Source organism: Bacillus sp. FSL L8-0654, assembly GCF_038629965.1.
Taxonomy (GTDB): domain Bacteria; phylum Bacillota; class Bacilli; order Bacillales; family Bacillaceae; genus Bacillus; species Bacillus safensis.
Genome location: NZ_CP152026.1, coordinates 529,214 through 540,787, shown reverse-complemented (window position 1 = coordinate 540,787; position 11,574 = coordinate 529,214). Strand labels below are relative to the sequence as shown.

Annotated in this window: 16 protein-coding genes; 1 reads left to right on the top strand and 15 read right to left on the bottom strand. The window is 42.2% G+C overall.

Annotated features, from left to right (window positions below; translation table 11 throughout):
• Positions 1-31 precede the first annotated feature (31 nt).
• From MHH65_RS02600 to acpS, 13 genes are all read right to left on the bottom strand, one after another.
• Positions 32-631, bottom strand: a complete 600-nt coding sequence (locus MHH65_RS02600; protein WP_034283944.1) for a PP2C family serine/threonine-protein phosphatase — start codon at positions 629-631, stop codon at positions 32-34.
• Positions 631-1,419 (bottom strand): RNA polymerase sigma factor SigB, encoded by a 789-nt coding sequence (gene sigB, locus MHH65_RS02595; RefSeq protein WP_024427378.1) that lies wholly within the window; start codon positions 1,417-1,419, stop codon positions 631-633. Before sigB ends, MHH65_RS02600 begins: the two co-directional genes overlap by 1 nt.
• Positions 1,385-1,873 (bottom strand): anti-sigma B factor RsbW, encoded by a 489-nt coding sequence (rsbW, locus tag MHH65_RS02590; RefSeq protein ID WP_041107445.1) that lies wholly within the window; start codon positions 1,871-1,873, stop codon positions 1,385-1,387. Before rsbW ends, sigB begins: the two co-directional genes overlap by 35 nt.
• The gene (locus tag MHH65_RS02585; protein WP_024425392.1) at positions 1,870-2,199 is read right to left on the bottom strand and encodes an anti-sigma factor antagonist; all 330 of its coding nucleotides are present in this window, start codon (positions 2,197-2,199) and stop codon (positions 1,870-1,872) included. Before MHH65_RS02585 ends, rsbW begins: the two co-directional genes overlap by 4 nt.
• Before the next feature lie 59 nt (positions 2,200-2,258).
• A complete protein-coding gene (locus tag MHH65_RS02580) occupies positions 2,259-3,266 on the bottom strand; it encodes a PP2C family protein-serine/threonine phosphatase (protein WP_024425391.1) in 1,008 nt (335 codons plus the stop codon).
• A 10-nt stretch (positions 3,267-3,276) separates the two neighbouring features.
• Positions 3,277-3,678: an anti-sigma regulatory factor gene (locus MHH65_RS02575; protein ID WP_024427376.1), complete on the bottom strand. Its 402-nt coding sequence runs from the start codon at positions 3,676-3,678 to the stop codon at positions 3,277-3,279.
• A gap of 2 nt (positions 3,679-3,680) precedes the next feature.
• A complete protein-coding gene (gene rsbS, locus MHH65_RS02570; protein WP_003214235.1) occupies positions 3,681-4,049 on the bottom strand; it encodes an RsbT antagonist protein RsbS in 369 nt (122 codons plus the stop codon).
• Positions 4,050-4,053: 4 nt separating this feature from the next.
• Positions 4,054-4,884, bottom strand: a complete 831-nt coding sequence (locus MHH65_RS02565) for an RsbT co-antagonist protein RsbRA (protein WP_098677664.1) — start codon at positions 4,882-4,884, stop codon at positions 4,054-4,056.
• Positions 4,885-5,000: 116 nt separating this feature from the next.
• On the bottom strand, positions 5,001-5,351 hold the full coding sequence (gene ndoA, locus MHH65_RS02560) for a type II toxin-antitoxin system endoribonuclease NdoA (protein WP_024425388.1): 351 nt from the start codon (positions 5,349-5,351) through the stop codon (positions 5,001-5,003).
• A gap of 4 nt (positions 5,352-5,355) precedes the next feature.
• Positions 5,356-5,637 carry a hypothetical protein gene (locus tag MHH65_RS02555; RefSeq protein ID WP_003214273.1) on the bottom strand — a complete coding sequence of 94 codons (282 nt, stop codon included), beginning with the start codon at positions 5,635-5,637 and terminating at the stop codon, positions 5,356-5,358.
• A 294-nt stretch (positions 5,638-5,931) separates the two neighbouring features.
• Entirely contained in the window at positions 5,932-7,113 is a 1,182-nt protein-coding gene (gene alr / locus MHH65_RS02550; protein ID WP_098677665.1) for an alanine racemase, read from the bottom strand.
• Between the two features lie 141 nt (positions 7,114-7,254).
• Positions 7,255-8,271, bottom strand: a complete 1,017-nt coding sequence (locus MHH65_RS02545; RefSeq protein WP_098677666.1) for an outer membrane lipoprotein-sorting protein — start codon at positions 8,269-8,271, stop codon at positions 7,255-7,257.
• A 160-nt stretch (positions 8,272-8,431) separates the two neighbouring features.
• The gene (gene acpS / locus MHH65_RS02540; RefSeq protein WP_041116756.1) at positions 8,432-8,797 is read right to left on the bottom strand and encodes a holo-ACP synthase; all 366 of its coding nucleotides are present in this window, start codon (positions 8,795-8,797) and stop codon (positions 8,432-8,434) included.
• A gap of 94 nt (positions 8,798-8,891) precedes the next feature.
• On the opposite strand from acpS, the gene MHH65_RS02535 reads away from it, so the two are divergent.
• The gene (locus MHH65_RS02535; RefSeq protein WP_041116754.1) at positions 8,892-9,497 is read left to right on the top strand and encodes a rhomboid family intramembrane serine protease; all 606 of its coding nucleotides are present in this window, start codon (positions 8,892-8,894) and stop codon (positions 9,495-9,497) included.
• A 54-nt stretch (positions 9,498-9,551) separates the two neighbouring features.
• Here the strand turns inward: MHH65_RS02535 and MHH65_RS02530 are convergent, their stop codons facing one another.
• Positions 9,552-11,048, bottom strand: a complete 1,497-nt coding sequence (locus MHH65_RS02530; RefSeq protein ID WP_046313966.1) for a PH domain-containing protein — start codon at positions 11,046-11,048, stop codon at positions 9,552-9,554.
• The gene (locus tag MHH65_RS02525; protein WP_024425383.1) at positions 11,038-11,517 is read right to left on the bottom strand and encodes a PH domain-containing protein; all 480 of its coding nucleotides are present in this window, start codon (positions 11,515-11,517) and stop codon (positions 11,038-11,040) included. The genes MHH65_RS02530 and MHH65_RS02525 overlap by 11 nt, the downstream gene beginning before the upstream one ends.
• Positions 11,518-11,574 lie beyond the last annotated feature (57 nt).

Below are 11,574 nucleotides of genomic sequence, written 5' to 3'. Positions count from 1 at the left end.
AACCGGCAAAACAGAAAAAAGGTCAGCTATTTTACGTGAGCTGACCAAGTACATAGGTGAGATCGTCCTTTTTGTCTTGTGTGTATGTTTCAAGCTGTTTGGCGATGTCTTCAACTGAATGTCCATGCTTTAAACACATGCGCATGTTTGGCACATTCAGTCCGTCTGAATACATAATGAATATCGATCCTTTTTCGTAGGAATAGGTGTATGTTTTATATTTTCTAGGTTTCCCTGATAAGTATCCTGATGTCGGAAGTGGATAAATATAGTCGCCAGAAGGTGCATTCAAGATAAACCGAATATTGCCAACCGAACAATAGGTAAATTGCTGCTGGGAAAAATTCACCTTTAATATGGCCACAGTGGCCCCGCGTTTATTTTTCATAGCCTGATTGCATCTGTCGATGAGGGCCGCCACATCCTCATGTCCATATTCTTCGACAATTTCGCTGACTAAAGAAGATGATTCATTGGCGTACTGGCCGCTGCCCAATCCGTCTGCTACAGCACAAATTAGTTCTTCATCATCTGCTTTAATAAAAAAACTGTCCCCGCAGCATGGTTTTCCTTCTTTATTCGATTGATAGATAATGGCGTTTACATGCTCATGCTGTTCAATCTGTTTCATTACCCTAGCTCCATAGACGCATCTTCTGATAATGCATCTCGCAGTTTTTTCACTGCCTTCCGCTGAAGTCTCGATACATGCATTTGAGATATGCCAAGTAAATCGCCTGTCTCTTTCTGACTCTTATTTTGCAAGTAAGTCAGATTGATAATCTCTTTTTCTCTATCCGACAGCACATGAAGCACACTCTCAAGCATCATTTTTTGATTCACACGTTCGTAGCCCTCTTCCTGTGAGCCGACAACGTCTAAAATCGTCACAGTACTTCCTTCAGAATCAGCCTCTACGCCTTGGTCAACAGACAGCGCTTGATAGCTTTTGCCCATCTCCATGGTTTCAAGTACTTCTTCTTCTGTTACATCTAAGTATTCTGCAATTTCTTGGACTTTAGGTGATTTCTGTGTCTCTGTTGTCAAATGATCAACTGCCATTTTGATTCTTGGTCCAAGCTCTTTAATCCGCCTTGGTACATGGACACTCCATGTCTTATCTCGTAAAAAGCGTTTGATTTCCCCGATGATGGTTGGAATGGCAAAGGCTTCAAATGATTTACCGACGAGCGGGTCGTATCGTTTAATGGCGCCAAGTAAACCAATCATGCCAACTTGTCTGAGGTCCTCATGAAAGCTTTTTCCTTTAGAATATTTTTTCGCCAGCATATCAACCAAGTTTGTATAGCATTCGACCAGCGTGAGCTGCGCCTGCTCGTCTTGATTGGTTTGATAGCTTTGGATGAGGCGGTCTACTTCATCTTTAGTTAGTTTCATAGTTTTGGATGGTTGTGTCATGGTCAACTCGCTCCCTGTTTAAAAACTTTGTCATCGCCACGGTAACTCCGGAGTTTGCTTGCACCTCGACTTCATCCATCAATGTTTGCATTAAGTATAAACCAAGACCTCCTTCTGCCAATTGATCCACCGTATGAGCAGATGTGTACGGTCCCAGGTCTTCCTGTTTTTGCTTAAAGTCAAAGCTACCGCCTTTGTCAGCGACAATGATTTCTAGACGATCCTCGTAGACAAGAAAGCGAACAGCCACCTCTCCATCTTCGCCGTCTTCACCTTTATAGGCATGCTGAACTGCATTTGTACAGGCCTCACTGACGGCAATTTTTAAGTCCTCAATCTCTTCATAGGCATAGCCCATCCGGCTCGCTACGCCTGACAGAGTCAAACGAATGATGCCTACATATTCTGGTTTTGCCGGTATTTTCATCTCGATTCGATCTACTGATTCGTTCATTGTACCCCACCCTCTGACTTTGCAGAAATGTCAATGATGTCCTTTAATCCAGTGATTTCAAACAACCTTACAAGCCGTTCTGACAAGTTCTCAAGCTTTAATGTGCCACCTGCTTTTTGAGCCGCTTTAAACAGCCCAACGAATACACCTAAACCTGTACTATCCATATACGTAACATCCTTTAGACAGATTTCAAGATGCTCTCCCGCCTCAGCTTTAGGCATGAGCGTTTCTCTTAGCTCAGGAGCGGAGTACACATCAATTTCTCCGCTGACACTGATTTTCGTTTTTTGATCTATTTGATGCTCTTTTACAGACATATTCATTATGCATTCACCTCGAAATTCTTGTTTCCTAAAGTTTTATATACCCGCATGTTCACTTTCTAAACCTTTCTTTTGAGAACAAGTAAAGTAAAGTCATCGTGCAGCTGAAAATCCTGCAGTTTGAGTAAGCTGGCGTAGATGGCATCCACCATTTCTTGAGCTGAGTAGGATAGGTGCTCTGATATGAGTGTTTTGATGTCCTCCCGCTCTAAGAAACCATCCTCTGACTTGGATTCTGTGACCCCATCAGAGAATAAGATCACCATGTCTCCTGCGTCCAAATGCTTCTCGTACTGTCTGTAGTCAAAGTCTGGTGCGATCCCAAGGACAAGCCCTTTTGCATCTAAATCGTAAAATGTGTTCTCTTTTTTGCAATAGAAAAAGCCCGGCTCATGACCAGCCGATGCGTATTTAAACTCATGCGTTTCTTTATTATAGCTGCCATAGAACATCGTGATAAACATACTTGGGTCTACGTTTTGCTCGACAACACGATTCAGGGTTTTCAGCACCTTTGTTGGGCCGCTCCCTGACTCTGGCAAGGAATCCATCGCATATTTAATCATCGACATACAGAGCGCAGCCGGGATTCCCTTTCCAATGACATCTGCGATCGCGATATTGATTGTATCGTGATCCGTCACAAAGTGGTAATAATCTCCACTCATCTGTTTTGCCGGTACACTAATTGCACCAATATCAAAGGTATCTCCTTCTGGAATTTTCGTTTCCAGAAGGGTTTGCTGAACATTTGCAGCAATTTCAATTTCAGATTTTATTTCTTGCTGGATGCCTCTGAGTGTTAAATGTTCTTGGTAGGCAAGTCCGTACCCAATCATGACTTCAATTAAGAAGTCTAGTGAATGAAAAACATCTTCCGGCAAATCAGGGTAAAGCTCCTGAATCACTTTTCGGTGAACACTCACTATTTCTTCAGGAGGTATTTGATGCTCAATGGTTTTACGGCTAAATTTTTGAGCTTGATAAAGCGATGTTTCAGTTAAATCACTGATATAACGACTGAGCAGCTGATGGTACCGCTGCTCCATTACCTCCTTAAAATCCATGGTTTCCCTCCTAGCGAAGCCACTTAACAGCTTGTATCTCCGTTCCTTGTTCTGGTGCAGAATCTAATTTAAATTCATCCATCAGCCGTCTGACGCCCGGAAGACCTGCTCCGAGTCCGCCTGATGTTGAAAATCCGTCTTCCATTACTTTACGTATATCCATGATACCCGGCCCCTCATCGGCTGCGATGACTTTGAGTCCACGCTTTCCGCGCTCCATCACTTCTTCTATACAAATCTGACCTTTACCAGCGTATAAATAGATGTTTCGAGCTAATTCTGAAATGGCCGTCGTAATTCTTGCTTGGTCAACTGTTCCAAATCCAAGTTCTTTTGCAACATTGCGCCCCAATTGTCTTGCTGCGACTATGTCCCATTCCGTCAATATTCTTACACAGGATTGGTCTTTCATATCTATTCCCCCAATTCCCGCTTCAGTGTCTCAAGCCCTTGTTCAAGATCTAGTGCTGTCTGAATTTCTTCAAGCGATATTCCAAGTTCAATCAGCGTCACAGCGACTGCCGGCTGTATTCCTGTTAATACAACTTTCGCCCCCATGAGCTTGGACATCGTGATCACATCACCTAATACCTTTGCAATAAAGGAATCAATCATGTCAACGGATGTGAGGTCAATGACAACACCGTTTGCTCCTGTTTCATGAATTTTATTCAGCAAGTCTTCTTGAAAGTGGAGAGCTGTTTGATCATCAAGCTCCCACTGTATCGAAATCAGAAGACAGTTATATAGTTTTAAGATTGGAATCTTCGGGTGATTTCTCACTGGGTTATCCCTCCAATGAAACAATTTTTCGATTTGTCATTTCCAAAGCAGTTTGAATTCCTTTTTGAAGGGTATTCTTTGTTGTAACTTGAGATAAATCAATTCCAAGGTTCACAATGGTTTGGGCTATTTCTGGACGAATACCGACAAGCAAGCACTTCGCACCTACTAATCTCACAGCCTCTGATGCTTGAATGATATGATGCGCTACCATTGTGTCAACGACAGGTACACCCGTAATATCAATTAAGACGACTTGTGAGCGATGTTTGACGACACCGTTGAGCAGATTCTCCATAATTTTTTTAGCACGTTCTGTGTCAATTGTTCCAACAAGCGGCATGACGGTAATGTGCTCAAATACTGGGATCAGCGGGGCAGAAAGTTCCTGCAGCGCGATTTTTTGAAGGTTGACTGTTTTCTCCCATGAGATGGAATACTGGTTTAAGATCTCGTTATGAATAGGTGTGATGAATCGATCAATTTGCCAGATGAGGTCATGACTTTCTTCTGTTGTATCTTTGTCATCGTTCATTTTTTGATATAAATGTGAACGGATTTCTGTTAGACCATTTGCCAGTAACTTAAGTGATATACCCATTTGAACAATTTTTAAAGCAAAAGTTTGCACTTTTTCTTCAAAATCTTCAGCATACCCTTCTGAAAGAGATGTAATGATTAATTGAACATATTCCGAACAGATGGTTTCATACATATTGTCGTTCAGCATCATGTCCGTTTCTTTTTCTCCGAGTCGTCTAAAAATGTCCGTCCACTCTTTTTGTAATTCCTCTCGATGCTCTCTTGCAAAAGCTAACACGATATGATTCGACATGTTTTACCCCCTACGTACATAAACAGCACTTCTTTTAGTCTTTCTTCATTATAACGTTAATAAAAATTGAACACAAAAAAAAGTTGCTCCCAAGAGAGCAACCAAATCTCACCATATTAAAAATCAATAAGAGCCAAACTAACTTGTAAGGCTTCATCAACCTTCTCCATCATCTCATCATCAAGATGTGTGATTTTATCTGTCAATCTTTGTTTATCGATTGTACGAATCTGCTCCAAGAGAATGACAGAATCTCGTTCAAAGCCGTAGCGCTTTGCATCAATTTCGACGTGAGTCGGTAATTTCGCTTTTTGTATTTGGGCTGTTATGGCTGCAACGATAGCAGTCGGGCTGAAGCGATTTCCAATGTCATTTTGAATCACCAATACTGGGCGAACCCCGCCCTGCTCGGAGCCAACAACAGGAGATAAATCAGCAAAGTAAACATCACCGCGTTTAACAATCAAATGTTTAACCCCCGCTGACTAATCGCTCAACTGTATTCTCAGCCTCAAATTCTGCGTATTGTGCCTCTGAAGAGATATTCAGATTAATTTTCGCCATCTCCATGTAGCCGCGTCTCATCGATTCACGATTTTGTCGAATATTGCGTTCACGAATATACGTTTTTGTCGCTCGGTAGATCAATTCATTTCTTGTTACCTTATCCTGCTCTGCTACTCGTTCGATTTCAGACATCAAAGCCTCCGGTAGTCGAATCTTCATTTCGTTTGTTGCGCTGGATTCAGACAAAAAACATACACCTCCACAAAACTTACGGATACCGTTTCGATCCATTCCAAGACTAATCATACCATTATTCAATGCGCAAGCAAAGCTGTTTTTTCATGATTTCTTATTAGAACATGAAGCGGCTGTTCACCCGTAAATCAAAGATGATAATGGAGTTCCTCTTTCACATTATACGCTTTTTTCCGAAAATCATACGGTATTTCCAAAATCTCTAAAAAAGGGAGAATGTTTACCCCTTCTTTGTAGAATAAAAAGGAACGATGTCAGTTTGACGATCGTTCCTGTGAAAGCTGTTTAGAAAAAGCTTGGCCCGCTTTGAAGCAGCGGATTCCGCACATGCACCCTTTTGCCGTCCTCTATATAAACTCTTGGGACGCGGTGGCCAATGGAGCAAGTGACTTCATAGTTAATGGTTTCAAGCCTTTTGGCAATTTCATCGACTGATACCATTTCTTCACCTTGTCCACCAATCAAAACGACTGGCTCCCCTACTGGAAGATTCTCTTTCAGTTCAACCATGAATTGATCCATACATATCCTTCCGGCAATCTTCCGGCGCTTACCGCCAACAAGTACTTCCGTTCCTGCCAGCTTCCGGATCCACCCGTCTGCATAGCCGACTGGTACCGTACCGATCCATGTATCTTGATTAGCTGTATACGTCGCCCCATAGCTGACACTCTCACCCTTTTGAATGAGCTTCACATGGGCGAGTTTTGTATGAAGAGACATGGCTTCTTCCAGCTTGAAAGGAAGTTCATCTTTGATTTCCTCTGATGGTGACAGCCCGTACATACTGATGCCGAAGCGAACCATATTAAACAACACTTCTTTAAACCTCAAACCTGCTGCACTATTGGCACAATGAACGAGCAGCTTTTCCGTATGAAGCGGCTGAAGCAGGGTTTGAAAGGTGTCGACCTGACGATCAAAATAGTTCTCATCCTTTTCATCCGCTGTCGCAAAGTGAGTAAATACTCCTTCCAGCTGTAAATAAGAATGCTCGCTGACAAGCTTCTTTACTTCATTCACTTCCTCTAACGTTTTCACACCTAAACGGTTCATTCCGCTGTCTATTTTCAAATGAAAACGAATGGGTTGTCCCATCTCCCCTTTCATCATATCGACGATTTCCCTCAGCCACCTGGTGGAGTAAGCGGTCATGATCACATTGTATCGAACAGCGGTTTTGACATACTCCGGCGGTACTGCGCCGAGTACAAGAATCGGTGCTTTAATGCCTTGATTTCTTAAAGAAATGGCCTCATCTAAAAAGGCTACAGCCAACAAGTCTGCACCTGCTTTGAGGGCAGCTCTTGCCACTTCTATATCTCCATGTCCATATGCGTTGGCTTTCACAACAGCCATCAGTTGAACATTTTGACCGATATGATCTTTCATATGTGAAACATTATGCTTGATTGCTGTTAAATTAATTTCTGCCCATGTGTCTCTATAAAAGGCATTTGTGTCCATCAGTCACACTTCCCTATTGAATGATTCAATCCCCTCATATGATACTAAAAATCAAGAATAATGTGAAACAAATCAAAGAAAATCAGCCCTTGCACAGGGCTGATGCTTCATTTATCAAGGCTTTCTGCCTGAGAATCTCATTTATTTAGCTGACTGGCCTTCTACACTCTTTGCAACCATCAAAAGCTCTTCCTTCGATAGATCACTTGAGGAAATTAAGTAGTCAACTCCGTCAGATGTCCATGAGAGGGATTGATCTGTCAGAACCCCTACTGTCATACCAAGATCGACCGGCTCGCCGTTCATCGTGACAGGCGTAGATGCTTCAGCTACTCTCGCTTTTTCCTGGATGAGTGTGAAGGATTTCTTGCCGCCGTACGTAATTACATAACGCTTCCCAGCATCTGTCGTCATTTCTTTCTCTTCCATCTTCTTCACGCCTTCTGGCATATCAACTGGTGTTTTCACCGCAAAGCTGTCAGATGGGTCTGCACTTGTGGCAACATCCATTTGAGAGAGCGTCATGTTTTTCTTCTCATCAAATGCATCTTTGTCAAAGGATTTATTGAATTCAAAGTGAGAGAATTCCACTTTCACCATTGGCTTTTTGTCGCTATCCAGCACTTTTACACTGGCAGGCGCCATTGTTTTCTTATGAAAGGTAATCTCTTGGGTAGGCAGCATTTGGTTGTGCTGATAATTGGTCTTCGTTTCGAACACATACTTTGACTCTTTCGCTTTGAACTGAGCTGCACTGTCATTTTTAATGTCCTTCACAAGTGATTCGAATAAATAGACCTGACTGCTATTATTCGGCCAATCACTATGGAAACGGAAGCTCTTGTTCAATGAAGGTGTCAGCACAAACACACCATTGCCATTTCTTAAAATGACTTGACTCTGATCCTTTTTCGGATTTTCTAAATAGACACGGTAAAGCTCCGGCTTTTTGTACCAAATTTCTACCTGGTACTCCTGCGGGTCATTTCCTGTCTCAATGGTCATTTTTGCTTTGGCTTTGTATGATGTCATTTCCTCTGCCTTTTTGTTTAAATCTCCAACGATATCCTTCTGAGATTTTTGACCGCATGCGGAGAGAATCAGTACAAAAAGGATTCCCGTTACAAGCAAAACAAAGCTTTTTCTCACCCTTTTCAACCCCTTCGTTAATTGTGTTAAAAGGAAGAAACCGCTTGTTTGACTTTAACAGTACGCCTCAAGAGTTAACTGCGTACCGCGAACCATCAAAGCCTGTTAGCAACTCGCCCTTCCTTATCGCACTACCCAATATATGAAGGGGGGACAAACAATATGCAGACTAGCTTGACAACCTTTCAATTAAAACTTGTGCAGCAGCATATTCCTTTGTATGGGTTATCGACACATGGACCTGATCGCCCTCTGCTTTCTCGCTTTTGATGAAGGGTTTCCCCTTATCGTCTTTTTGAATGTCTATGTCATGAAAGCTTAAATGCTGACCGATTCCCGTTCCGTATGCTTTAGCGAAGGCTTCCTTTGCCGCAAAGCGTCCTGCCAAAAATTCCAGCTGTCTTTTTTCACTGAGTGTAAGAAAGACGTCCTGTTCACTTAAAGTCAAAATTCGTTCCGGTAAACGGGGCTGTCTGCTGAGCACCCGCGAAAGACGGTCGATCTCTACAATATCAATGCCTATTCCTTTGATCATGAGGTACCTCCTATGATACTCGTACTAATTTGAGTGTTCGCTTCATAAACGTGTTACTATAAACTTACCATTATCTAGTCAAAAGGGGTTTGTTATGTTTATTCGAACGGAGAGCTTTCAACAATTTATTAGATCGTATCCAATCGTAACAGCGATCCTTGCTTTACAAATCGGCCTGTGGCTTATATTTGCGGTTCCTATCCCTATTATACAGCTTGGTCAGGATCATCTCGTCGGTTTCAATTATGGTGTAGCAGCTGGGGAATGGTGGCGTCTCGTCACACCTATTTTTCTGCACGGAAGTCTCACGCATATTTTATTCAATTCCATGTCCCTTTTCTTGTTCGCTCCAGCGCTTGAACATTTGCTTGGGAAGGTTCGATTTCTAATCATTTATCTCGGTGCAGGATTCATTGGCAATCTCGGAACCTATTGGGTGGAGCCTTTAGAGTATGTACATGTTGGCGCTTCTGGTGCGATCTTCGGTTTGTTTGGGGTTTATCTATACCTTGTCCTGTTTAAACCGCACATGATGGACCGCGGGAATTCACAAGTGATTTTAACGATTCTTGCTGTTTCTGTCATCATGACGTTCGTCAATTCGAACATCAATATCATGGCTCACTTATTTGGATTGATCGGCGGTATGATTCTAGCACCGATTACGCTGCTTTTCCATTCGAAAAAAAGACGCTATTAATCTCATAAAAAATGTCGATCACTCCTCAAGCAGGAGCTGATCGACATTTTTCGTTTAAGACGATTGATTTTTTTCATACGAATACCAATCAAATACACGTGCCGCATCTTCTTCCTCAAGGTGATGCACACCAAAGGAATCAAGCAGCGCAGAGGATTTCACAAAGGTGTGAATACTGGCGACCCGACCTTTCTTTTGGAAAAAAGATTGCGTCATCGTATAGTTTTGCATTCGTTTTCTCAAGACAATGCCAGTGGTCTTGCCAATGCCTCTTGATGTCATTTGAATCAATGAATCTTTGATTGTATATCCTGATTGTTTATAAGCTAAATAGCCAAAGAATAGAGCAAGCGGTAACGGAATGAGTCCCAAATATCCCCATGGCGGAAAGCGTACCGACAGGATGATACCTACAAGTAACGGCACAAAGCCATATGAGATCAGGTAGCGCTTGAGCGAACGTTTTGGCACTTTTTTCAGCTCTGTTTCTGGTGCTACATGATAATGATCGGTGAATTGTGACAGCAATTCATTTATTTTTTTCTTCCGAATGAGCGGAAATAAGACGGAAGAGGTTTCTTTCTCTGTGATCGAACCTCCCGCACTAACAAGCATCACCGTCGCAAAACCAAAAGGCTCACGGATCATATTCTCTTTGATTTTCACTGCTTGAATTCTCGCAAGTGGAATGGTCATTTGATGTCTCTCGATGAGCCCTCTTGTAATGATGATGTCATTCCCTTTTCGTTTTGCAGCAAAATTCGCATACTGAAGTGCTGTTACCCCAACACTCAAGATCCATGCGATCAATACGGCAAGAAATATCAAAATCGCATAGATTTCAATGCTCGCATGGCTTAAAAAAGAGAACTGCTTGAAGAACCCGTCCAAAGGGAGAATTTCATCTATTTGCGTGTAGATGGCGAGACACCCTGAGATAATGACACCGATACCGCTTGAAGTGGTCGCAGCCAAAAGCAATTCTGGCACACCCATACGATAGGAGACATTGATTTCTTCCTGCATAGGTTTTTGCGCAGTCAAATGGCCATTCAGATCACCTGCTTCATCCGTCATTTCTTCTTCCTGCAAGCTTTTCTTCCGGTTGAAAATCGACTGCTTTAATTGTTCCGCTTCTGCTTTTGTAATCGCGGTCAGGCTCACTTCTGGACCATCCGTTCCGCCTGCCGTTTCGATTTGAACCCGCACTAAACCGAAAATCCGCTGGAAAATACCTTCACTTGTATTGACCGTTTGAATTCGTTCTAACGAGATATATTTTTTCTTTTTCGTAATCACACCCGATTCCACACGAAATTCATCGTCTTCCATCCGGTAAGTGAATCGTCTCCATTCTAAAATGGTAAAAACGGCTTTCCACAAAAGAAGCACACCAAGAATGATAAATGCATAAAAGCGAATGCTCGAATTCGAGTTCACAAAAATCAGCACGAAAAAAGGGATAATGAAGTTTTTGATCATGGATACAGCATCTGATATAAAATCAATGAACATCGAAATGGGGTGTACACGTTTTGGTTCAGACATCATCTTCCGTCACCCTTGCTAAACGAGATATGTAATCACGAAGCTCATCTGCCTCTTCTAATTCTAGCGCCGGTATATCATGAACTGTGGCAGCAGTCGAAATTTGAACAGAGGCCAAACGGTAGCGCCTTAAAAGCGGTCCTTGAGATGTATCAACATGCTGAACACGAACCATTGGCACAATTACACGTGTGACGCGAATGAGTCCATGCTGTATTTCAATTTCATTTTCGAATACTTCGTAGCGCCAGATGTGGTGGCGGATTTTTGGTATGAGCCAAATGCCAAAAATGACCTGTAAGACCCATAAACCAGAAAGGATCGCTCCAATCCAATATGGCCATTGAAAATAGTAGCTGGCAACAAATACCCCAATGATGATGAGTAAGAAAATCAATGAGATAATTCCATTTTGAAGACGCCATACCTTTAAACCATTTAAACTAATTTGACGTTGCGGCTGTTTTCTCACATTCTTCCCCCATTCTCTTACTTTTCTATCAATATATTACGTAACAAAGCCTAAAAA